The sequence below is a fragment of the Prevotella sp. AM42-24 genome (assembly GCF_003461825.1).
Lineage (GTDB): Bacteria > Bacteroidota > Bacteroidia > Bacteroidales > Bacteroidaceae > Prevotella > Prevotella hominis.
In genome coordinates, this window is the sequence record NZ_QTXV01000035.1 from 13,488 (window position 1) to 36,628 (window position 23,141).

The 23,141-nt window shown below is 48.1% G+C and carries 22 protein-coding genes and 1 riboswitch; of the genes, 15 read left to right on the forward strand and 7 right to left on the reverse strand.

Features of this window, described 5'->3' with window-relative positions:
- The first annotated feature begins 172 nt into the window (after positions 1-172).
- The 6 genes from DW917_RS10855 (at position 173) to DW917_RS10880 (ending at position 5,700) form a co-directional block, all read left to right on the forward strand.
- Complete coding sequence (locus DW917_RS10855; protein WP_118118649.1) at positions 173-391, forward strand: hypothetical protein; 219 nt, start codon at positions 173-175, stop codon at positions 389-391.
- 123 nt (positions 392-514) lie between these two features.
- Positions 515-1,366 carry a carboxylating nicotinate-nucleotide diphosphorylase gene (gene nadC, locus DW917_RS10860; RefSeq protein ID WP_118118651.1) on the forward strand — a complete coding sequence of 284 codons (852 nt, stop codon included), beginning with the start codon at positions 515-517 and terminating at the stop codon, positions 1,364-1,366.
- 163 nt (positions 1,367-1,529) lie between these two features.
- The gene (locus tag DW917_RS10865) at positions 1,530-3,158 is read left to right on the forward strand and encodes a dipeptidase (protein WP_370453532.1); all 1,629 of its coding nucleotides are present in this window, start codon (positions 1,530-1,532) and stop codon (positions 3,156-3,158) included.
- A gap of 427 nt (positions 3,159-3,585) precedes the next feature.
- Positions 3,586-4,431, forward strand: a complete 846-nt coding sequence (locus DW917_RS10870; protein WP_233524709.1) for a family 16 glycosylhydrolase — start codon at positions 3,586-3,588, stop codon at positions 4,429-4,431.
- Between the two features lie 298 nt (positions 4,432-4,729).
- Entirely contained in the window at positions 4,730-5,203 is a 474-nt protein-coding gene (locus tag DW917_RS10875) for a Panacea domain-containing protein (RefSeq protein ID WP_118118679.1), read from the forward strand.
- A complete protein-coding gene (locus DW917_RS10880; RefSeq protein ID WP_199545539.1) occupies positions 5,200-5,700 on the forward strand; it encodes a hypothetical protein in 501 nt (166 codons plus the stop codon). The genes DW917_RS10875 and DW917_RS10880 overlap by 4 nt, the downstream gene beginning before the upstream one ends.
- Positions 5,701-5,708: 8 nt before the next feature.
- Here DW917_RS10880 and thiH read toward each other — a convergent pair whose 3' ends face one another.
- The 5 genes from thiH to thiS all read right to left on the reverse strand — a co-directional run bounded on the left by thiH (position 5,709) and on the right by thiS (position 10,597).
- Positions 5,709-6,848, reverse strand: a complete 1,140-nt coding sequence (gene thiH / locus DW917_RS10885; RefSeq protein WP_118118657.1) for a 2-iminoacetate synthase ThiH — start codon at positions 6,846-6,848, stop codon at positions 5,709-5,711.
- Positions 6,849-6,929: 81 nt separating this feature from the next.
- A complete protein-coding gene (gene thiC, locus DW917_RS10890; protein ID WP_118118659.1) occupies positions 6,930-8,624 on the reverse strand; it encodes a phosphomethylpyrimidine synthase ThiC in 1,695 nt (564 codons plus the stop codon).
- A 97-nt stretch (positions 8,625-8,721) separates the two neighbouring features.
- Complete coding sequence (locus DW917_RS10895; RefSeq protein WP_022111614.1) at positions 8,722-9,495, reverse strand: thiazole synthase; 774 nt, start codon at positions 9,493-9,495, stop codon at positions 8,722-8,724.
- 133 nt (positions 9,496-9,628) lie between these two features.
- Positions 9,629-10,267: a thiamine phosphate synthase gene (locus DW917_RS10900; protein ID WP_118118661.1), complete on the reverse strand. Its 639-nt coding sequence runs from the start codon at positions 10,265-10,267 to the stop codon at positions 9,629-9,631.
- Positions 10,268-10,399: 132 nt separating this feature from the next.
- Positions 10,400-10,597 carry a sulfur carrier protein ThiS gene (gene thiS / locus DW917_RS10905; RefSeq protein ID WP_022111612.1) on the reverse strand — a complete coding sequence of 66 codons (198 nt, stop codon included), beginning with the start codon at positions 10,595-10,597 and terminating at the stop codon, positions 10,400-10,402.
- Positions 10,598-10,762: 165 nt separating this feature from the next.
- A riboswitch (TPP riboswitch) is annotated at positions 10,763-10,857 on the reverse strand.
- A gap of 324 nt (positions 10,858-11,181) precedes the next feature.
- Between thiS and DW917_RS10910 the strand changes: the two genes are divergently transcribed.
- Together DW917_RS10910 and DW917_RS17540 are read left to right on the forward strand one after the other, a co-directional pair.
- On the forward strand, positions 11,182-12,675 hold the full coding sequence (locus tag DW917_RS10910) for an ATP-dependent RecD-like DNA helicase (RefSeq protein ID WP_199545540.1): 1,494 nt from the start codon (positions 11,182-11,184) through the stop codon (positions 12,673-12,675).
- Positions 12,676-12,702: 27 nt separating this feature from the next.
- Positions 12,703-13,383, forward strand: a complete 681-nt coding sequence (locus DW917_RS17540; protein ID WP_199545541.1) for a helix-turn-helix domain-containing protein — start codon at positions 12,703-12,705, stop codon at positions 13,381-13,383.
- A 61-nt stretch (positions 13,384-13,444) separates the two neighbouring features.
- Here DW917_RS17540 and DW917_RS10915 read toward each other — a convergent pair whose 3' ends face one another.
- Both DW917_RS10915 and DW917_RS10920 read right to left on the reverse strand, forming a co-directional pair.
- Positions 13,445-14,458, reverse strand: coding sequence for a GGGtGRT protein (locus tag DW917_RS10915; protein WP_118118663.1), 1,014 nt, complete (start codon positions 14,456-14,458; stop codon positions 13,445-13,447).
- 15 nt (positions 14,459-14,473) lie between these two features.
- Positions 14,474-15,175, reverse strand: coding sequence for an iron-sulfur cluster assembly scaffold protein (locus DW917_RS10920; protein WP_006849036.1), 702 nt, complete (start codon positions 15,173-15,175; stop codon positions 14,474-14,476).
- A 243-nt stretch (positions 15,176-15,418) separates the two neighbouring features.
- Between DW917_RS10920 and DW917_RS10925 the strand changes: the two genes are divergently transcribed.
- The 7 genes from DW917_RS10925 (at position 15,419) to DW917_RS10955 (ending at position 22,676) form a co-directional block, all read left to right on the forward strand.
- Complete coding sequence (locus DW917_RS10925; protein ID WP_118118665.1) at positions 15,419-15,925, forward strand: DMP19 family protein; 507 nt, start codon at positions 15,419-15,421, stop codon at positions 15,923-15,925.
- Between the two features lie 20 nt (positions 15,926-15,945).
- On the forward strand, positions 15,946-16,425 hold the full coding sequence (smpB, locus tag DW917_RS10930; RefSeq protein ID WP_118118667.1) for an SsrA-binding protein SmpB: 480 nt from the start codon (positions 15,946-15,948) through the stop codon (positions 16,423-16,425).
- Positions 16,426-16,495: 70 nt separating this feature from the next.
- Positions 16,496-19,285, forward strand: a complete 2,790-nt coding sequence (metH, locus tag DW917_RS10935) for a methionine synthase (RefSeq protein ID WP_118118669.1) — start codon at positions 16,496-16,498, stop codon at positions 19,283-19,285.
- Between the two features lie 91 nt (positions 19,286-19,376).
- Positions 19,377-19,997 (forward strand): HAD family phosphatase, encoded by a 621-nt coding sequence (locus DW917_RS10940; protein ID WP_118118671.1) that lies wholly within the window; start codon positions 19,377-19,379, stop codon positions 19,995-19,997.
- A gap of 135 nt (positions 19,998-20,132) precedes the next feature.
- The gene (gene map, locus DW917_RS10945) at positions 20,133-20,993 is read left to right on the forward strand and encodes a type I methionyl aminopeptidase (RefSeq protein ID WP_118118681.1); all 861 of its coding nucleotides are present in this window, start codon (positions 20,133-20,135) and stop codon (positions 20,991-20,993) included.
- Positions 20,994-21,110: 117 nt separating this feature from the next.
- Positions 21,111-22,151 carry a tRNA (adenosine(37)-N6)-threonylcarbamoyltransferase complex transferase subunit TsaD gene (gene tsaD / locus DW917_RS10950; protein ID WP_118118673.1) on the forward strand — a complete coding sequence of 347 codons (1,041 nt, stop codon included), beginning with the start codon at positions 21,111-21,113 and terminating at the stop codon, positions 22,149-22,151.
- Positions 22,152-22,166: 15 nt separating this feature from the next.
- Positions 22,167-22,676 (forward strand): CinA family protein, encoded by a 510-nt coding sequence (locus DW917_RS10955; protein WP_118118675.1) that lies wholly within the window; start codon positions 22,167-22,169, stop codon positions 22,674-22,676.
- The last annotated feature ends 465 nt before the right edge of the window (positions 22,677-23,141 follow it).

Here is a 23,141-nt window from a genome sequence, read left to right on the forward strand (position 1 = left end):
AAATAATAAAAAGAGAGAAACTCTTTCTTAAGGGGCTCTTAAATAAAAAGTGAGAAACTCTCTCTTAAGGGGCTTTTAAAAAGAAGAGAAAAGTCCCCCCCTAAAAATAAGGGGATTTTAGAGGGAATTAATGATAAAGGAGGATGAAAGAAGATAAGAGGAGGAAATGAGAATGGAAGAAATCAGAAGGTGCGGCGCTCATGAGGTTCGCCTTCCGGGAGGTGACTGTCTGCAGCAGGCTGTGGTGGAACTGATGGAAGGAAGGGTGGTCAACTATTTCGAGTTTCGGGATGAACTTCCGATGACGGAATGGTTGGGCGGACTTATCGAGGTGAAATGCGATGAGGAAGGAATCCGGAGAGCCTACTGGAATGGAAGAATTTTAGAATAAAACTGAGGTCGAGGCTTCAGATGCAGAGCTAAGTCTTTTAAAAAAGAAACTAAGGCTTCAGATGCAGAGCTAAGGCTTTAAAAGAATAAAAACAAGAATCATTAATTTTTAAAAAGGATATTTATGTTAAGCGTAGATCAATTAGAAGACAAGTTGATTGACTTGGCATTTGCTGAGGATATCGGTGATGGTGACCACACAACCCTTTGTTGCATCCCTGAAGATGCGATGGGCAAGAGTCATCTGCTTATCAAGGAAGACGGTGTGTTGGCTGGTGTAGAGATGGCCAAGAAGGTGTTTGCTCGCTTTGATCCTACCATGAAGGTGGAGGTTCTCATTCAGGATGGTACTCCTGTGAAGAAAGGCGACATCGCGATGATCGTGACTGGAAAGACCCGTTCTCTCCTCCAGACTGAGCGCTTGATGCTCAACATCATGCAGCGTATGAGCGGTATCGCTACCATGACCGCTAAGTATGTGAAACGCCTTGAGGGTACCAAGACTCATATCCTGGACACCCGCAAAACTACTCCAGGTCTCCGAATGCTGGAGAAGCAGGCTGTGAAGATCGGCGGCGGTATGAACCATCGCATCGGTCTCTTCGATATGATCCTGCTCAAGGACAACCATATCGACTTCGCTGGTGGTATCGACAATGCTATCGACCGTTGCCATGCTTACCTCAAGGAGAAGGGGCTCAACCTGAAGATCGAAATCGAGGTGCGCAGCTTTGATGAGCTCGACCAGGTTTTGAAGCACGGTGGTGTAAACCGTATCATGCTCGACAATTTCTCTGTGCCTGATACCAAGAAGGCGGTGGATATCATCGCTGGCAAGTATGAGACTGAGTCTTCTGGCGGTATCACCTACGATACCATCCGCGACTATGCCGAGCAGGGTGTGGATTTCATCTCTGTAGGTGCCTTGACACATAGTGTAAAGGGCTTGGACATGAGTTTCAAGGCTTGTGATTAAGAGTGATTTAAGTGAAGAGGGAAGAGTGAAGAATTCAAATGCTTTTCTCTTTGTTCTTCTGAAATAATTTTGTGGAGTTAGGAGACTTTTCTAACTCCACATTGCATTTAGGTGTATATTAATAAAGGTATATTTTATGAATAAGATTTTTGCTTCGGCCTTGATGGCTGTGGCTATGATGGGCAGTGTATCTGAGGCTGATGCCTGCACCAATTTCATCGTGGGCAAGAAAGCATCTGTAGATGGTTCGGTGATGTGCTCTTACAGTGCCGACGACTATGGTATGTTTCAGAATCTCGCCCATTATCCTGCGGGCAAGCATGCCAAGGGCGAGATGCGCAAGATTTTCGACTGGGATACCAATGTTTATCATGGAGAGATTCCTGAGGCTGCCGAGACCTACAGTGTTATCGGTAATATCAACGAATATCAGGTGACCATCGGCGAGACTACCTATGGTGGTCGCGAGGAAATGGTGGATTCTACCGGTATCTTAGACTATGGTTCACTCATCTACGTGGCTTTGCAGCGCAGTAAGACTGCTCGCGAGGCTATCAAGGTGATGACTACACTGGCGCAGACCTACGGTTATAATTCAGAAGGTGAGACCTTTACCATCTGCGATCCTAACGAGGCTTGGATCATGGAGATGATGGGCAAGGGACCGGGTAGCAAGGGCGTGGTCTGGGTGGCTCAGCGCATCCCTGATGAGGCTATCTGTGCCCATGCCAACCAGAGTCGCATCGGCAAGTTTAATATGAAGGATAAGAAGAATGTCATGTTTGCCAAGGACGTGGTAGCCTTCGCGCGCAGCAAGGGCTGGTTCAGCGGCAAGGATGCTGACTTCTCCTGGAAGATGGCTTATGCCAAACCGGATTTCTCGGGTCGCCGCTTTTGCGATGCCCGTGCTTGGGCTTTGCTCAACCACTTCAAGGATATGAGCCGTTATCTGCCTTGGGCACTCGGCAAGGATCCGAATGCTGAGGATATGCCACTCTGGGTGATTCCTGACAAGAAGGTGAGCGTAAAGGATGTAGAGGCTTGCATGAGAGACCATTATGAGGGTACTCCGCTCTCTGTGGCTGATGGCGATGATATCGGTGGCGGTATCTGGCAGATGCCTTACCGTCCAACTCCTCTGACATTCAAAGTGGATGGCAAGCAGTGCTTCAACGAGCGCCCTGTCAGCACCCAGCAGAGTGGTTTTGTATATGTGAGCCAGATGCGTTCCTGGTTGCCACGCGAGATCGGTGGTGTGCTCTGGTTTGGCAATGATGATGCCAACATGGTGGCCTTTACACCTATCTACTGTAGTTCTACCGTGCGTCCAGAGTGCTACAATACGCCTGGCGCAGATGCCGTGACCTTCAGCGACAAGAATGCTTACTGGGTTTGCAATATGGTGAGCAACATGGTTTATCCACGTTACAGCCAGCTGTTCCCAAGTTTGAAGGAGGTTCGCGACAGTCTCGACAACAGTTATTTTGCTGCCCAGAAGCAGGTGGAGGACAAGGCGCTCGAACTCTATGCCCAGAATCCTCAGCTGGCAGTGAAGTACCTCAACGATTATGGTGTAGAGAAGGCGCAGCAGATGCTCGGTCGCTGGAAGCAGCTCCATACTTATCTCGTGGTGAAATATAATGATATGATCATCAAGCCAACCACCAAGAATGGAACTTTCGAGCGTACGAAGGAGGGTCTCGGTGCACGCCCAGTTCGTCCGGGATATCCAGAGAAATATGCTCGTGAGCTAATCAAGCAGACTGGAGATAAATTCGTTTGTCCTGAGTAGAAACTCAGGACCTATGGGTTCTCCTTGTTCCCCTTTGTCAACCAGAAGGCTGCCAACAAGGTGAATGAGGCTCACCAGAAAGCTCATGATGCTATCAATGATGCTGCCAACAAGACCTTGCATAATTTGGCGAGATAAATTGATATAAGTTGTCATACAGGAAGAGGGTGTGTCATAAGTCTGTGACGCACCCTTTTTTCATTTTATTCCAATGTATTCGGTACAGGATGAGTTTCATGATGCCGTTGATTCACGGGCCAGTCCGATTTTTATGTAAATATCGAAATTTTCTCTTGAATTATCTATAATTAGTCCTCCTGTTTATTGATATTTTGTAATTTTGCGCCATCAATCGTCGTATTGTACAAAACTGACAATTATTGGAAATAATAACAAAACAATTATCAGAATGAATGTAAAGCAGAAAATGAGAATGGCGTTCGGAGTGATGGCGATGGCTGTAGCTCCTTCTGCCCTGATGGCTCAGAACGAGTGGAAACTGGTATGGAGCGATGAGTTCAATACCGATGGACATCTCGATTCCAAGGTGTGGAACTACGAGGAGGGATTCAAGCGCAATCATGAGGCGCAATGGTATCAGAAAGCCAATGCCTATTGCAAGGATGGCAATCTCGTCATCGAGGCACGCAAGGAGAAGAAGCCTCGTCGGAATCCCGGTTTCCGGAAGGGCAGCAGCCGATGGTCTGAGAACATCGAAAAGATACAATATACCTCTGCCTCGGTGAATACGGCAGAGAAGAAGGAGTTTCTCTATGGCAGGGTAGAGGTAAGGGCAAAGATTCCTACGGCTGGCGGAGCCTGGCCTGCCATCTGGCTTCTGGGTCGCGGTATGGACTGGCCGTCGAATGGAGAAATCGACATGATGGAGTATTATTGCAAGCAGGGAGTGCCTCATATCCTTGCCAATGCCTGCTGGGGTACCGACAAGCCATGGACGGCAAAATGGAACAGTAAGGCTATCCCCTTCACCCATTTCACCGATAGGGATGCGCAGTGGGCTGATAAGTTCCACGTTTGGCGCATGGATTGGGATGAGCAGAGCATTCGTCTTTACCTGGATGATGAACTCCTTAACGAGATTCGCCAGGATGAGGCGGTGAATGGCAAGCTGGGCAATGGCGAGCAGCCTTTCAAGAAGCCGCAGTATCTCCTGCTCAATCTTGCCCTGGGCGGTGATAATGGTGGCGAGATAGATAATTCCGCCATGCCTATGAAGTATCTCGTAGATTATGTAAGGGTGTATCAGAAGTAATAATTCCGCCAACTGCCACAACGAAAAAGCGCCAACTGCCACAATAGAATAGGAAAATAACAAGGTTTAACTATTTTATTTGTTTGATATTCAATAAAATACATTATTTCTGCATCAGAAATTAAAATGAAATTTACTCAGTTTGCTTGACTCGTTGTTAGAAGTGAGGATGCTGTATAGGTGAAATACATTGAGCTGAGTTGAAAAACTTCTCCAAAAATTTGGCAGTTTCATTAAATAAACTTATATTTGCACAAAAATGGTAACATTTCGTGTAAACGAACAAAAAAGGAACATTATGGTTGATGTACATACGATAGCATCTTTTATCAGTCTGCGTTACGAGTACCAGTATGGTTCTCGTATTGATGAGATGAAGTTGCATATTTTGCTTTATTTTATGCAGCGTGAGTGCATAGTTCAAACAGGGAATCCTCTGTTTGAAGCAACATTTTATGCTCATACTTTCGGACCATATCTTCCGGAAGTTCATGCCGCATATATTTCAAATTCATTGCATGATGTTTTGCCGTCAAACATTATAGCAGAATATAAGACCATTTTTGATAGTGTTTTCGAACTGTTATCTGCAAAGAAAACAAGAAGTTTGAGCAATCTTATTCATGGTGAAGGTTCTTGGAAACGTGCCATGATGCAAGGAGAGGGTACACCAATGGATGTCCAGGACATCAAAGAAGATGCCACCCGTTTCCGAGTAAGACGTTTCTTGTTAAGTAACTTGGAACAATTTCACAAACCAGTTTATGTATGAAGATAACAGAATCACAATTGGAATTGCTGAGAAGTTTAAAGTGTGAGCGACTTTCGTCAAATACAGCAAACTTCTCTTTGATAAATGATTTCTACAACACTCGTAACAATAGTTTAGTAGATACCTTGCAAGGAGATGCTTATGATGATGATGAGAATAATCGAATTGCTTATTACATAGTGAAAACTGTGGATGATAAAATTCTTTTTTTCTTCTCACTAAAATGTGGTTTGCTTTATGATGAATTCATAGAGGGTGACCGTTTGAAAGAGATAAAATCTTTTTATGATACGATTCTCCGTATGAGTTTGGATGAAGCACAACCAGTAGAAAACAAGAAGGCGATAGCTTCTATTCTGGAAAGCGTTCGTTCAAAGAAGGGTATAAAAAAGGAGGATGTTGCGAGAGTTTTCTCCTGCATTTGCCTTTATTCCAACAAAAAAAGAGTGTGTCATGAATTTATGATACACTCTTTTTTATTATGTTCTGTTTTATAAAATCTTCTTTATCCGTTAGCTACATTTCCGAAGAGGTCGAATGAGGCATCCCAGTCTTTCCAGACTGGTTCTCTGCCCAGTTCCTTCAGTCTTGCATTGATTACCTTGGCGGTACGCTCATCGCTCACGGTGAACTGCTCCAGCGCCTGAGGATATGTATGATAACCACCTGGATTTACCTTGGATTCAGCCGACATGGTGGTGACACCGAGGGTAGCCATGTTGTCACGGATGTTGGCTGGCTCACGAGTAGAGTAGGAAATATCTACGTCGTGGTCGAAGATACGCATGGCGAATGTAGCCTGTGCCAACTGCTTGTCGGTCATGAAACAGTTAGGCTGGAATCCTTCGTTCTGTGCTGGGCGCATACGAGGGAAATTCACACTGTACTTCGTCTTCCAGTAGTGCTTCTGCAGGTAGCGCAGGTGGTGAGCCATCATCACTACGTCCGTGCGCCACTCCTTCTCCAGTCCGATGAGCACACCCATACCGATGGAGTGGACACCTGCCATACCCATGCGGTCGAAGCCATCGCAGCGCCACTCAAACTTACTCTTCATGCCACGTGGGTGGTAGAGCTTGTAGTTGTCGCGGTGGTAGGTCTCCTGGAAGCAGATTACACCGTTCATACCATGGTCAGCGAGGGTCTTGTAGTCCTCGGTAGAGAGCGGCATCACCTCAATCTTCACGTTGGAGAAATACTTCTTGGCGATGTCGATGGCCTTGGCAAGATATGGGGTGCCAGCCTTTGCCGGGTTTTCGCCCGTAACGAGCAGGATGTTCTCGAATGGAGCCAGCTGCTTGATAGCCTTGTATTCGTTCTCGATCTGCTCAGGGGTGAGGATGGTGCGTGCCATCGGATTCTCGCGGTGGAAACCGCAATACACGCAGGAGTTGGAGCATGAATTGGTGATGTAGAGAGGGATGAACATCGACATGGTCTTGCCGAAGCGCTCCTCTGTATATTTGCGGGAGAGACGGGCCATCACCTCCAGATATGGCTCTGCTGCTGGTGAAATCATTGCCATGAAGTCGTTTACATCGCAATGGTCCTTGGCGAGGGCACGGCGTACATCATTATCGGTCATGCGAGCGATACGCTCCGTGGTCTCCTCCCAACTGATATTCTTTAATTCGTCTGAAAACATATTCCTATGAATTTCTAAAGTGCTGCCTGCTCCTCTCTCTGGTGAGGAATGAGCCGGCAGACTTTTGCTTTTTACCTTATTTTATTTTTTATATTTTCTCAAATCGTGAGTCAACTTGGCTGCACAGAAGTTAGGACCACACATGGTGCAGTATTCACCCTCGGTATGACCAGCCTCCTCGAAATACTTCAAGGCGAGCTCTGGGTCGAGCGAGAGGTGGAACTGGTCTCTCCAGCGGAACTCGAAGCGGGCCTTGGAGAGGGCATTGTCGCGGATGGTTGCACCTGGATGACCCTTGGCCAAATCGGCTGCATGTGCGGCAATCTTATAGGTTACCACACCTGTGCGCACATCCTCCTTGTTAGGCAATGCAAGGTGTTCCTTCGGTGTTACATAGCAGAGCATCGCAGTACCGAGCCATGCTATCTGGGCGCCACCGATGGCTGAAGTGATGTGGTCGTAACCTGGAGCGATATCAGTAACCAATGGGCCGAGGGTGTAGAATGGTGCCTCGTGACAGTGGTCGAGCTGGCGCTCCATGTTCTCCTTGATCTTCTGCATTGGCACGTGGCCAGGACCCTCAATGAATGCCTGTACGTTCTTGTCCCAGGCACGGGTAACGAGTTCGCCCATGGTATCCAACTCGGCAAACTGGGCTGCATCGTTGGCATCGGCGATACAACCTGGGCGCAGACCATCGCCCAAAGAAAGGGCTACGTCATACTGTGCCACGATGTCGCAGATATCGTCGAAATGCTCATAGAGGAAACTCTCCTGGTCGTGGTAGAGACACCACTTGCTCATGATACTACCGCCACGGCTCACGATGCCGCAGAGACGGCTGTCGGCAAGATGCACGTTGTGGCGACGGATACCGGCATGGATGGTGAAGTAGTCCACACCCTGCTCGCACTGTTCGATGAGGGTATCACGGAATACCTCCCAGTTCAGGTCTTCCACCTTGCCGTTCACCTTCTCCAGAGCCTGGTAGATAGGCACGGTTCCTACAGGTACAGGGCAGTTGCGGACAATCCATTCACGGGTCTCGTGGATGTTGTCGCCGGTAGAGAGGTCCATCAAAGTATCGCCTCCCCATTTGCAAGACCATACCGCCTTGTCCACCTCCTCCTCGATGCTGGAGGTAGTGGCAGAGTTGCCGATATTGGTATTGATCTTCACGAGGAAGTTGCGTCCGATGATCATCGGTTCACTCTCCGGGTGGTTGATGTTGGCAGGAAGCACGGCACGTCCACGGGCAATCTCATCGCGCACGTATTCAGGAGTGATATGGGTGTCGATGCCCAACTCCTGGCAGTTCATGTTCTCGCGGATAGCCACGTACTCCATCTCAGGGGTCACGATGCCCGCCTTGGCGTATGCCATCTGGGTGATGTGCTTGCCAGCTTGAGCACGGCGAGGCAACTGGATGTGCTCGAAGCGGAGGTGGTCGAGACTGTGGTCGGCCAGACGCTGCTTACCATATTCGCTGGTGATTTCCTGGAGCTGTTCGGTATCGTTGCGGTCGAGAATCCACTGCTCTCTCATGCGAGGCAGTCCCTTCTTCAAGTCCACCTGATAGTTAGGGTCGCTGTATGGACCGCTGGTATCGTAGATATACACAGGAGCGTTTGGCTCGGTATGAGGAATGCCGCGCTCATCCTTCACCACCGTAGGAGTGAGGTTCACCTTGGTCATTCCGACTTTGATCTGAGGGAAGAGTTTTCCCTGCATATACGCCTTTTCTCTCTTGGCGTAAGCTTTGTTATCGTTTGGCATAATGTTTAAAGGTAAAAAGGTAAAAAGGTAAAAGGGTAAAAAGAGCATTCTTGCTTCTTTGCCTCATCCTTGATGCCTTTTGATTTATCATATTATATTAGTCGTTGAGGAAAGCGGTGAGAGGAGAACTTGCTTCAGCACAGTCGCTGATGGCTCCGAGACCAGCCTCGTAGGCGCGACGACCACAGATGACAGCCTCCTTGAAAGCCTTGGCCATCTCAACAGGGTCTCCGGCTACGGCGATGGCGGTATTCACCAGGCAGGCGCTGGCACCCATCTCCATGGCTTCGGCTGCGTGGCTTGGCGCACCGATACCTGCATCTACTACCACAGGAACAGTAGCCTGTTCGATGATGATCTGCAGGAAGTCCTTCATTCTCAATCCCTTGTTGGTACCGATAGGCGCAGCGAGTGGCATCACGGTAGCAGCACCAGCCTCTTCCAGGTGCTTGCAGAGGGTAGGGTCTGCCTGACAATATGGCAATACCACGAAACCGAGTTTCACCAGTTTCTCTGTAGCCTTCAGAGTCTCGATAGAGTCTGGGAGAAGGTAGCGAGGGTCTGGGTGGATTTCAAGCTTGAGCCAGTTGGTACCGAAAGCCTCACGTGCCATCTGTGCAGCGAAGACTGCCTCCTCGGCGTTGCGCACGCCACTGGTGTTAGGGAGAAGCTGGATGTTAGGATTCTGCACGATATGAGCGAGCAGATCGTCCTGCTTGTCTTCGAGTTCGATACGCTTCATGGCTACGGTAACCATTTCTGTTTCAGAAGCCTTGATGGCTTCAGCCATGAGCTGGTTGTTGTTGAACTTACCTGTTCCCAGGAAAAGGCGAGAGTTGAATTCTCTGCCTGCAATTACTAATTTTTCCATTGTTTTTATGATTTATATTTTTATTTTTTTCTTATAGAGAGGGCTGGATTATTGCAGAGGCTGGATAATCCCGGAGTCTGGATAATCGCAGAAACAGGATAATTCCGGAGTCTGGATAATCGCAGAGCCAGCTTTATAGCAGCTCCTGAATCTCCCTGGTTTCTTTAGCTGGATTTTCAGCATGGAGGATGCAACCGCTGAGGGCGATGCCGTTCACTCCTGTTTTCATGATTTCGGGGATATCCTCCTTGGTAATGCCTCCGATGGCGACGAGCGGGATGTCGATGCTTTCTTCCTTCATCTTCTGGATGATGTCCTTATATCCTTCCAGTCCGAGGATAGGAGAGAGCTTCTCCTTGGTGGTGGTAAAGCGAAACGGACCGCAACCGATGTAGTCGGCTCCCGCCTCGTAGTGCGCCTTCACATCCTCAAAGGTGTTGGCAGTACCGCCGATGATGAATCCGTCGCCCAGTATCTTGCGGGCTTCAGCGATAGGCATATCGTTCTTGCCCAGATGCACACCGTCTATCTGCAGTTCCTTCACGAGAGCCACACGGTCATCGATGAGGAAGGTGGCCTGCTGTTCTCTGCACCATTCCTTCACCTGCAGGGCGATAGGGCGCACTTCGTCGTCGGTAGCTCCCTTCATGCGCAGCTGGATCCATTTGCATCCGCCAGCTAATGCCTCACGGATACCGTCGAGATAACCCAACTTTTCATTCTGATGGGAGATGAACTGCAGGCGGAAACGGTCTAATGAAATTTTTGCCATTTTTTTTAATTCTTCGTCATGTTATTTAAAAACCTCACTCTATTATCATAAAGCCATAGCCTGTTATCTTGAGTCTATTTATGTTAAAGTCAAACTCAGATTATCCTAAAGTCATAGCTTTATATAGAATCCTTATCCCCCGCAGAAAGCTTTTACGATAACGATGTCAGCGCCTTCGAGGATCTTTGTGGTTTCCCATTCGTCGCGAGGCACCATATTGTTGCTGATGGCAACGGCTACACCTGTGGCAGGAAGATTGAGTTCTTCTGCCAGTTGCTTAACGTTGAGAGCCTGAGTCTCAGTTTCCTTGTTGTTGATATTTACTTTCATAAATCGAATTGTTTTTTAAGGGCTATGCTGATAGCCGTTTATTTTAAGTCCTTGTTTTTTATCACGGAAAAAGCCCCTAATCCATGGTCATTAGCCATAGAATAGGGGCTTCTTTTCGGATATACCTTCTGATACTCATCTTGCAGTATTCCAGTGTCATTATCCTCTTGGTTATATCATATTTCCCTGCGTCAGCATTATCTGCGTCAGGTTCAATGGGTATAATCTCAGCCGATCTCTCAGCACCCCGTGACATTCATCTTGCAAATATACTGATAATATCCTTAAGTCGTATCAAAAGGCCGGTTTTTTAGTGTATATTAACAGATGTTGATATACACCGCCTCGTCTCTGTCTCTGGCTTCCACAAAGAGATGGATAACGTTCACCTGTTGTCACCGCTTTTTTTCTTAACTTCTTTTGAATTTTCTTGTTAGTTTCAAAATAAAAGCGTATCTTTGCTCTTATTATAAATATATACAGATATGGAACAGGTAGAAGAAAGATATATTTTTATCTTTACCCCAATACATACGAAAATGACAATTATGGATGTTGCAAATACAATAATCAAGTAGAAGCAAATGGAAATGAACGAAGAATCCATCTTGGCATGGAACATTATTGAAAAAACAAGTGCTAACTTGTTTCTTACAGGTAAAGCGGGAACGGGAAAGACTACTTTCTTGAAACAACTCAAGGAGAAGTCGCCGAAACGAATGGTGGTGCTGGCTCCAACCGGTATCGCTGCCATCAATGCGGGTGGCGTGACGATTCATTCGTTCTTCCAATTGCCCCTGTCTCCTTATCTCCCAGGCACTTCCTTCGGAGGTAATGAGAAGAAAAAATATCAGTTTAGCGCCCTGAAGCGCAAAATCATCCGCTCTATCGACCTCTTGGTGATAGACGAAATCAGTATGGTGAGGAGCGATCTGCTCGATGCCATCGATTCCGTGCTCAGGAGATACCGCAAGCATGATCTGCCCTTCGGAGGCGTGCAGCTGCTCATGATAGGCGATCTGCATCAGCTGGCTCCCGTGGTGACCGACCATGAGGAGAGGATGCTGCGCCAGTATTACGACACGCCCTATTTTTTCTCCAGCAAGGCGCTGCAGCAGGCGCATTATCTCACGATAGAACTCAAGAAGGTGTATCGCCAGCAGGACCAGGAATTTATCTCACTCCTCAATCAGGTGCGTGAAAACAAGGCCACGACTGCTACGTTGCAGGCGCTCAACAAGCGATATATCCCCGATTTCATTCCTCCGAAAGAGGATAACTATATCCGTCTCACTACCCATAATGCGCCTGCCCAGCGCATCAACGAGGAGGAACTGGAAGCGCTGCCTTCAAAAGCATACTCGTTTACAGCTGAGGTGGAAGACAACTTCCCGGAGTCCTCATACCCAGCCGATTACAAACTCGTATTGAAGCAGGGTGCACAGATTATGTTTGTGAAGAATGATGTCCAGCACCGCTTCTATAACGGTATGATAGGAGAGGTGGTGAGTATCGACGGAAGCGAGATTGTGGTGAGAAGCCGTGATACGGACGAGGAGTTTGAACTAGAGAAGGCGGAATGGGCGAATGCAAAATATACGCTCAATGAGGAGACCAAGGAAATAGAGGAAACCGTGGAGGGTGTATTCAGGCAGTATCCCGTGCGACTGGCATGGGCGATTACCATCCACAAGAGTCAGGGCCTTACTTTTGAGCATGCCATCATCGATGCCTCCCGCTCTTTCTCCTATGGTCAGACCTACGTGGCGCTGAGCCGCTGTAAGTCGCTTGAGGGCATGGTGCTCAGCGCGCCTCTTTCGCCTTCGGCCATCATCGGCAGTGGTACCATCGAGCAGTTCAACAGTCATCTGGCTTCTCCTACTCCCGAGGTGGTTTCTGCCTTGGAGCAGCAGTATATCCTGCGCTGCATCGGTGAACTCTTCGATTTCTGCGGAATATATGCAGCCTACGAACTGCTGATGCGTTGCTTGGTGGAGTTTTACAATGTGAAATATCCACGGTTGGTGGGAGAGTACCAACAGATGAACGTGGTACTGAAGAGTTTAGAGGGCGTATAGGAAAAGTTCCAACTGCAATATACGAACATGCTTGCCGTCAATCCGGACTTGAGGAGTGCGGATCTGCAGGACCGCATCCATAAGGGAGCGAAATATTTCGGACAGAAGATGGGAGTATTGGTTGATCTGGTGAAGAAAACGAATGTGGCGACCGACAACAAGGTGGCCAAGAAACTGTTTCAGGAGCGTTTTTCATCGTTTGAACTGGAGGTGAATCTGAAGCACCGTCTGCTGAGGTATTCCTCGGATGCCGAGTTCCTGATTTCGGATTATCTGAGGAAGAAGGCCCAATTCCTGCTGATGGAGGAGGATGAGGCTGCGGGTAGTTCCGGCAGGGGAAGAAGCAGACAGAGAGTTAGTAGGAGTGCCGGTGGGGATGCTGACGGGGAACCAAGGAAGCCGAAGGTTCCAACCCGTGAAATCAGTTATGGTCTGTTCTGTCGGGGTATGAATCTCGACCAGATAGCTGCTGAGCGCAATCTCACCAAGGGTACCATCATCGGTCATCTCACGCCATACGTGATGGAGGGCAAGATAGGTCTTCGCACCTTCATCTCTTCGGCTCATGAGAAAAAGTTGCGTGAATTCATGCAGGCTCATCCGGAAATAGAGCATTTCTCGGAGATCAGGGAAGCCGTGGGTAGCACTTTCGAGTATTATGAGATCAAGCTGATACACGACCTGATGGTCATGGAGAAGGGGAAATAAAAAATCCTCCATATTCCCACGTGTGGGGATATGGAGGATAAATATTTTACCTAAACAAAAATTACTTCTTGTTCAAAGCCAAGTCGATAGCTACGGCGATAGCTACAGTAGCACCTACCATAGGGTTGTTACCCATACCGAGGAAGCCCATCATCTCTACGTGAGCAGGAACTGAAGAAGAACCTGCGAACTGAGCATCTGAGTGCATACGACCCATAGTATCAGTCATACCGTAAGAAGCAGGACCAGCAGCCATGTTATCTGGGTGCAATGTACGACCTGTACCACCACCAGAAGCTACTGAGAAGTATGGCTTACCAGCAGCAATACGCTCCTTCTTGTATGTACCAGCTACTGGGTGCTGGAAACGTGTAGGGTTTGTAGAGTTACCAGTGATAGATACATCTACATCCTCGCTCCAGTTGATAGCAACACCCTCGCGAACGTCGTCAGCGCCGTAGCAGTTAACCTTAGCACGTGGACCGTCGCTGTAAGCGATACGGTTAACAACCTTCAACTCACCTGTGTAGTAGTCGAACTTGGTCTGTACGTATGTGAAACCGTTGATACGGCTGATGATCTGAGCAGCATCCTTGCCAAGACCGTTCAGGATAACGCGCAATGGGTTCTTGCGAACCTTGTTAGCCATCTCAGCGATCTTGATAGCACCCTCAGCAGCAGCGAAAGACTCGTGACCTGCCAAGAAAGCAAAGCACTGTGTCTCCTCGCGGAGCAAACGGGCAGCCAAGTTACCGTGGCCGAGACCTACCTTACGGTCGTCAGCTACAGAACCAGGGATACAGAAAGCCTGCAAACCGATACCGATAGCCTCGGCAGCATCAGCAGCTGTCTTCACACCCTTCTTGATAGCAATAGCAGCACCAGCTACATATGCCCACTTAGCGTTCTCGAAGCAGATACGCTGAGTGTCTTCACACATCTGATAAGGATCAACACCTGCGTCCTCGCAGATTTGATTAGCCTCTTCCAAGCTCTGAATACCGTTAGCATTGAGAGCAGCAAGAACTTGCTTCTCGCGACGTTCCTGACTTTCGTAACTTACTTTTCTAATCATATCTGTATCTCCTTATTATTCTTTACGTGGATCAATTGCTTTAACAACACCCTGCTCGGCAGTTGTACGACCATAGCTACCTGTGAACTTCTTTACTGCCTCATTGGCATCCATACCGTTCTTGATAGCTTCCATCATCTTGCCGAGGTGTACATACTCGTAACCACAAACCTGGCTGTCCTTATCCAAGAACTGCTTTGTGATGTAACCCTCTGTCAACTCGAGGTAACGTGTACCCTTAGCTACTGTACCGTAGAGAGTACCAGTCTGTGAACGAAGACCCTTACCCAAGTCCTCAAGACCTGCACCGATAACGAGACCGCCCTCAGAGAAAGCGCTCTGGCTACGACCGTAAACAATCTGGAGGAAGAGCTCGCGCATTGCTGTATTGATAGCATCGCAAACGAGGTCTGTGTTCAATGCTTCAAGGATAGTCTTGCCTGGAAGAATCTCAGAAGCCATAGCTGCTGAGTGAGTCATACCAGTACAACCGATAGTCTCAACGAGAGCCTCCTGGATAACACCTTCCTTGATGTTCAAAGAAAGCTTACAAGCACCCTGCTGAGGAGCACACCAACCCACACCGTGAGTATAACCAGAGATATCCTTAATCTCTTTTGCCTGAATCCATTTTCCCTCTTCAGGAATTGGAGCTGGTCCGTGGTTAGGACCCTTAGCGACAACGCACATGTTGTCCACTTCTTTAGAATAGATCATATTCGCTAAAATTTATATTAATGAATATATAAACACTATATTTCTGTACACCTTATATTATATGCGGTCAGAAATTTGAGCACTGCTGCCACATTTCGACTACAAAAGTACAAAAAATCTTGGGAAAATACCTAAAAATGAGTATTCTTTTTAACTCTTTAACCTATTTCTTATCATTTTTCTTTGCTTTATGCACATTTTGGTGTATCTTTGCAAACTGAAAATTGCAATTTTAATTAGATTATGACGCAAGTTAAGATAAATGATGCTGCTCTGCAGAAAGCTGCACTCGAGGGCATGGACGAGTTTGTGAAGGTTTTCATCGATGCTACGCTGGAAGCCATCGGGGGACAGTTGACCGCACAGAACATGGCGGAACTCAACAGCGACCAGATTACCCTCCTGGCATGGCATTTCCTGCACGAGGAGATGATGGATGGCGGTATGATACAGCTCATCCACAACGGCTTCGGCGGGTTCATCTTCAGAAATCCTACCGACAAGGCTTTCCGCAACTGGGGTATCCCGGACTTGGGAAAGCTCATCAACAAGGCCCATTTCTTCTACAAGAAAGCGGCTGCTGAGGTGGAGCAGGATATGAGCGATGAGGATTTCATGGCGCTCTACGAGAAATATCCTGAATTTGATGACTTTGATGATGCTTTCGTCGAAAATGAGGAGGAATGGACCAGCAAGGTGGCCTACTATATCGACGAAAACATCCAGCAGTTTGCTACTATAATTAAATAGGTGTAATAAAACATTGGTGTATGAATAAACAGGAACAGGAACTCCGCAAGAAGAGTCCGATACAGATAAGAAACAAGAAGGCATCCTTCGAATACTTCTTCGTGGATACCTATACAGCAGGCATCGTGCTTACCGGTACCGAAATCAAGTCGATACGTGGCGGTAAGGCTTCGCTCGTGGACTGCTATTGTGACTTCTACCAGGGCGAACTCTGGGTGAAGGGAATGAATATCTCTCCTTATTTTTACGGCTCATTCTGCAATCACGAGGCCCGCAGAGACCGCAAGTTGTTGCTCAACAAGCGAGAACTCAGAAGACTTGAGGAAGACAGCAAGCAGCCGGGATTTACCATCGTGCCTATACTCGTTTTCATCGACGACCACGGACGTGCCAAGGTTGATATCGCCCTCTGCAAGGGTAAGAAGGAATACGACAAGCGACAGACGCTCAAGGAGAAGGAGGACAGACGAGAAATGGACCGTGCCATCAAGCATTTCTAAGCCATCTCGTGCACCTCTAAGATATGAATGCCGTGCCCACAAAAGCACGCCTATATACAGAAAATCGACAATGGGTAAGACGATAAGAGAGATTGTTAAGGAGAAAATCCTGATTCTCGACGGTGCGATGGGCACGGAGATTCAGAAGTACAATTTGACGGAGGAAGACTTCAGGGGCGACAGATTCCAGGATATTCCAGGACAGATGAAGGGTAATAATGATATGCTCAATATTACCCGCCCCGATGTGATTTCTGATATTTACAGGAGGTATCTCGAAGCGGGTGCCGACATTATTTCTGCCAACACGTTTTCTTCGCAGCGCATTTCACAGGCTGATTATCACTTGGAAAATCAAGCCCGGGAAATGGCTTACGAGGGAGCCAGGTTGGCACGCATTCAGTGCGACTTTTTCAGCACTGATGACAAACCGCGTTTTGTGGCGGGCGATGTGGGTCCTACCAACAAAACGTGCAGTATGAGTCCTGACGTGAGCAATCCTGCGGCACGTGAGATTACGTATGATGAACTTTTTGAGGATACATGCGAGCAAATCGACGGTCTCGTCGAGGGTGGTGTGGATGTGATTCTCATCGAAACTATCTTTGATACGCTCAACTGTAAGGCGATGATCGATGCGGCGCTTACCACGATGAAGAAGCATGGTGTGGACCTGCCTATCATGGTGAGTCTGACCGTGAGTGATCTGGCTGGTCGTACCCTGAGCGGACAGACCATCGAGGCTTTCCTTGCCAGCATCTCGTCTTATCCTATCTTCTCGGTGGGCATGAACTGTGCCTTCGGTGCTCCGCAGATGAAACCTTTCATCAAGCGCATGGGGGCAGTGGCGCCATGGTATATCAGCGCCCATCCGAACGCCGGACTGCCTAACGAAATGGGACAGTATGACGAGACGGCTGAGAGTATGGCTCCGAAAATCAAGGAGTTCCTCGACGAGGGACTGGTCAATATTGTCGGTGGTTGCTGTGGTACTTCGCCTGAATTCATCGCCAGTTACAACCGTATGGCGCAGGGGGTGAAACCGCATCAGGTGGCAGCCAAACCAGATACCATGTGGCTCTCCGGACTTGATCTGCTTGATGTGGACGACTCCGTGAAACTTCCGATGGATGCGTCAAGATTCGTCAATGTGGGCGAGCGATGCAATGTGGCGGGTAGCCGCAAGTTCCTCCGACTCATCAATGAAAAACAGTATGAGGAGGCGTTGGATATCGCCCGCAAGCAGGTGGCCGACGGGGCTGCTGTCGTGGATGTCAACATGGATGACGGTCTGCTGGATGCTAAGGTGGAAATGGTCAACTTCCTCAATATGATAGCTGCTGAACCTGAGATCGCCAAGGTTCCTATCATGATTGACTCCTCGAAATGGGATGTCATCGTTGCCGGACTGAAGTGCTGTCAGGGTAAGTGCATCGTCAACTCCATCTCGCTCAAGGAAGGTGAGGAGAAGTTTATCTCCCACGCCCGTGATGTGATGAGATACGGAGCTGCCGTGGTGGTGATGTGTTTCGATGAAATCGGGCAGGCTACTACCTTTGAGCGCCGTATTGAGATAGCCGAGAGGGCCTATCGCATCCTCGTGGATAAGGTGGGAATGAATCCGCTCGACATCATCTTCGACCCGAATGTGCTGGCCATCGCTACGGGTATGGAGGAGCACGATAACTATGCCGTGGAGTTTATCCGCGCTACGGAATGGATCCACCAGCATCTGCCTGGTGCCCATGTGAGCGGTGGTGTGAGCAACCTTTCTTTCTCCTTCCGTGGCAATACTTATATCCGTGAGGCTATCCATGCCGTTTTCCTTCATCATGCCCAGTTGGTGGGTATGGACTTCGGTATTGTAAATGCCAAAGCCAGAAAGGATTACGCCAAATTGCCTGAAGCACAGCGTGAACTCATCGAGGACGTGGTGCTCAACCGCAGAAAGGGTGCTGCCGACGAACTGATAGACCTGGCTAATGAGATCAAGGAACAGATGGATGCTGCCAAGGCTGCTGCCAAGGCGGGTGGTGCGCCCGTGGCTAAACCGGCTGCTCCGGAATGGCGCAAGGAACCGGTGGAAAACCGCTTGAAATATGCCCTGCGCAAGGGTATCACGGAGTTCCTGCAGAAGGATATTGATGAGGCTCTCGCCAAATATCCGCATGCCGTGAATGTGATTGAGGGACCGCTGATGGACGGTATGAACGAAGTGGGTGCTCTCTTCGGTGAAGGAAAGATGTTCCTGCCACAGGTGGTCAAGACCGCACGCACGATGAAAGCGGCTGTTTCTATCCTCCAACCGCATATAGAGGCTGAGAATACGGGCAGTTCTACCAAGGCTGGCAAGGTGGTGATGGCTACCGTGAAGGGTGATGTGCATGATATCGGAAAGAACATTGTCTGCGTGGTGATGTCGTGCAATAACTTCGATGTCATCGACTTAGGTGTGATGGTTCCTGCCGAACAGATTGTCAAGAAGGCTATCGAGGAAAAGGTGGATGCCATCGGATTGAGCGGACTGATTACGCCGTCGCTCGATGAAATGGTGCATGTGGCTCACGAGATGCAGAAGGCGGGGCTGCGCATCCCTATTATGGTGGGCGGCGCTACTACCAGCGAACTGCACGTGGCGCTCAAGATAGCTCCGGAATACGACGGTCCGGTGGTCTGGGTGAAAGACGCGAGTCTGAATGCCGGCATCTGCACCCGCCTCTTTGATAAGGTGGAAGGTCCGAAATTCGTGAAGGAACTGGACGACAAGTATGCTAAGATGAGGGCAGAATATCATGAGCAGCAGCAGAAACTCGCCAGCCTCGATGAAGCCCGCAAGAATAAGTTGAACTTGTTTGAATAAGACGCAGAATTTAGTAGATAAATGCTGAATTCATCAGATAAATACAGGATACGAAAGAGTTGATATAGAAAACGTTAGAGAAAATATAGTTATGATTAAAACGGTGATTTTTGACATGGGCGGCGTGATCATCACACTCAACCATGATGAAGCAGTGAGGCGTTTCAGTGCATTGGGGCTGCAGAAGGCTGATGAAGTTTTGAACCCTTATTGTCAGGCGGGCATCTTCGGTGACCTGGAGGAGGGGAAACTGAGTCTTGAAGAATATCAGGAGGCCCTGGAGAAGATGGTGGGCAGAAAACTGTCTTTTGATGAAGTGCGCCATTGCTGGTTGGGTTATGCGGCTGATGTGCCTGCCAATAAGTTGGCTGCTCTCCGCAAGTTGAAAGAGGAAGGCTATCGTGTGATTCTCCTCTCCAATACCAATCCCTACATGAGTTCCTGGACAGATAGCACGGAATTCTCTGGTGACGGCCATGCCATCGGTGAGTATTTTGATGCCCTGTATCGCAGTTATGAGGTGAAGTTAATGAAGCCGGATGATCGCTTCTTCCGCTATGTGCTCACTCAGGAAAAAATCCTCCCAGAAGATGCGCTCTTCGTAGATGATGGTCCGCGCAACTGCGCTGCTGCCAGCGAACTCGGTATCCGCACCTATTGTCCGCAGAATGGGGCAGACTGGACAGAGGAAATCTACAAGTTTCTGAAATAGAATGCTGTAAGTATCTGAAAAAAGATAAATATTATTGCAATTATTTTGTACTCTGCTTGAAATGTTGTACTTTTGCAGATGTAAATAGAAATAATGGGTGGACCTGATGGGGCTGCCGCGATAAAATTAAACGAAATGGTTATTAAAAAAAGAAGATGGCATTGCTTGCCGGGTCAGCCTCTGACCGACCTTGATAAGCAGGTGATGTTTTGGGAAAATAAGGGCAAATTGGTGCCTACTCGTGATTTGATCAAGACTCCAGAACAGATTGAGGGTATCCGTAAGAGCGGTGTCGTCAATACGGGCTGTCTTGATGCGGTGGCTGAAGCTATCCGCCCAGGTATGAACACGCAGGAGATTGACGACATCTGTATGCAGTACTGCAAGGATCATGACGCCATACCTGCCTGTCTCAATTACGAGGGTTATCCTAAGAGTGTTTGTACGAGTATCAATGAGGTGGTTTGCCACGGTATTCCTAAGGAGGAAGACGTGCTCCAGGAGGGCGATATCGTCAATGTGGATATGACTACCATCGTGGATGGCTATTATGCCGACGCTTCCCGTATGTTTATCATCGGTAAGACGACTCCAGAGAAGGAGCAGCTGGTGAGAGTGGCCAAGGAATGCCTCGAAATCGGTGCTGAAGTTGCCAAGCCATACAGTTTTGTGGGCGACATTGGTCATGCTATCGAGAATCACTGCAAGAAATACGGTTATGGAGTGGTGCGCGATCTCTGTGGACATGGCGTGGGCTGCGAGTTCCACGAAGAGCCAGAGGTGCTTCACTACGGTCATAAGGGTACTGGTATGCTGCTCGTTCCGGGTATGGTATTCACCATCGAACCAATGATTAACATGGGTACCTGGAAGGTGTTCATCGATGCGGACGATCCATACGGATGGGAGGTTATCACAGGCGATGAAAAACCATCTGCACAGTGGGAGCATACCTTCGTGATGACAGAACACGGCGTAGAGGTGCTGACCTACTAAAGAATACTCACCATAATATATACTCACCATTATATATAATAAGGTGTAAGAATCTGTGAGGATCAGTAGGATTCGATATAATGGTGTAAGAATCAATATAATAAGGTGTATAAAATCATGGAAGAAAACGAAAAGAAGGATATATATATATTGGGTATTGAGAGCAGCTGTGATGATACCTCGGCTGCTGTCTTGAGAAATGGAGTGCTGCTGAGCAATGTTACGGCTTCACAGGAGGTGCATCGCGCTTATGGTGGTGTGGTTCCAGAACTGGCTTCGCGTGCGCATCAGCAGAATGTGGTTCCTGTGGTCGATCAGGCTATCAAGCGTGCCGGCATCACCAAGGAAGACCTGAGTGCAGTGGCCTTTACGAGAGGTCCCGGTCTGATGGGTTCATTGCTCGTAGGTGTCAGCTTTGCCAAGGGACTCGCCCGCTCGCTCAACATTCCTCTGATTGATGTCAATCACTTGCAGGGACACGTGATGGCGCATTTCATCAAGGAAAGTGATGACGACCAGACGGCTCCTCCGTTCCCTTTCATCTGTCTTCTTGTTTCGGGTGGAAACTCCCAGATTGTGAAGGTGAATGCATACAATGATATGCAGGTGCTCGGTCAGACCATCGATGATGCTGCTGGCGAGGCTATCGACAAATGCGCCAAGGTGCTGGAGTGGGGGTATCCGGGTGGTCCTATCGTAGATAAATACGCAAGACAGGGCAATCCGAAGGCTTTCTCTTTTGCTGAACCGCATATCCCGGGACTCAACTATAGTTTCTCTGGCTTCAAGACCAGTTTCCTCTACAGTCTCCGCAAATGGGTGGCAGACGATCCTGATTTCGTAGAGAAAAACAAGTTCGACCTGGCTGCCAGCATCGAGTTTACCATCGTGGATATCCTGATGAAGAAGCTCCGCATGGCAGTGAAGCAGACGGGTATCACCCACGTGGCTGTTGCGGGAGGTGTATCTGCCAACAATGGTTTGCGCAATGCCTTTCATGATCATGCTAAGCGCTTCGGATGGACCATCTATATTCCGAAGTTCAGTTATACGACTGATAATGCAGCGATGATAGGATGCGTGGGCACGTTTAAGTATCGCGATAAGGACTTCGCAACCATAGACTTGCCTGCGTTCTCTAAAGTAACGTTCAAATAGTTTTTTATATTAAATATGGAATTTGAAAGTAAGATTTTGAGTAAGAGCATCTCAGAGATGCTATACAATAGTGATAAGACTTTGGGTACTGCAGAGAGTTGCACTGGCGGCCGTATCGCTGAGGCTATCATTGCAGTACCTGGTGCGAGCAACTACTTCAAGGGTGGTATCGTTTCCTATACCAATGAGGTGAAGGAGAACCTGCTCGGTGTGAGCCATGAGGTGCTTGAGAAGCAGACTGCCGTTTGTGAGGAAGTGGCTAAGGAGATGGTAATCGGTGCCATCAATGCCCTCCATGTGGATTATGCGATTTCTGCTACGGGTATAGCTGGTCCTGCCGGAGGTACTTTGGAGAATCCTGTGGGCACCATCTGGATAGGCTATGGCAGCAAGGATGATGTGCGCACTCTGAAACTCACAGACGATTTCGGTCGTGACATCAATCTCGCCATCGCTACCAATACGGCGTTGAAGTCTATGTTCGCTTTCCTCAAGGAGCATGAAGAGGATTTGAAGAAAGATTAAGTTCTTCTTCTATTAAGATATTAGAAAATATTAGAGGATGTGTCATAAGTTCATGGCACATCCTCTTTTTTCATTTCTTCGAAGTTTTTTTCATCGGATTTCACGGATGAATCGGAGGCATTCTTGCTTATCGGATTACTCACGGATTTTCGCGGATATTTGGCCTCTGGCCAATGGCTGGCGCCCGAAATATTCCCTTATTGTTTTTGTCACGCAGATTTCGCAGATGACGCAGATTTTTCTTCGTGGAAGTTTTTTGTCCCACAGATTTCACAGATTACACAGATTTTTCTTCGTGGAAGTTTTTTTTGTCCCACAGATTTCACAGATTACACAGATTTTTCTTCGTGGAAGTTTTTTTTGTCCCACAGATTTCACAGATTACACAGATTTTTCTTCGTGGAAGTTTTTTTTGTCCCACAGATTTCACAGATTACACAGATTTTTCTTCGTGGAAGTTTTTTT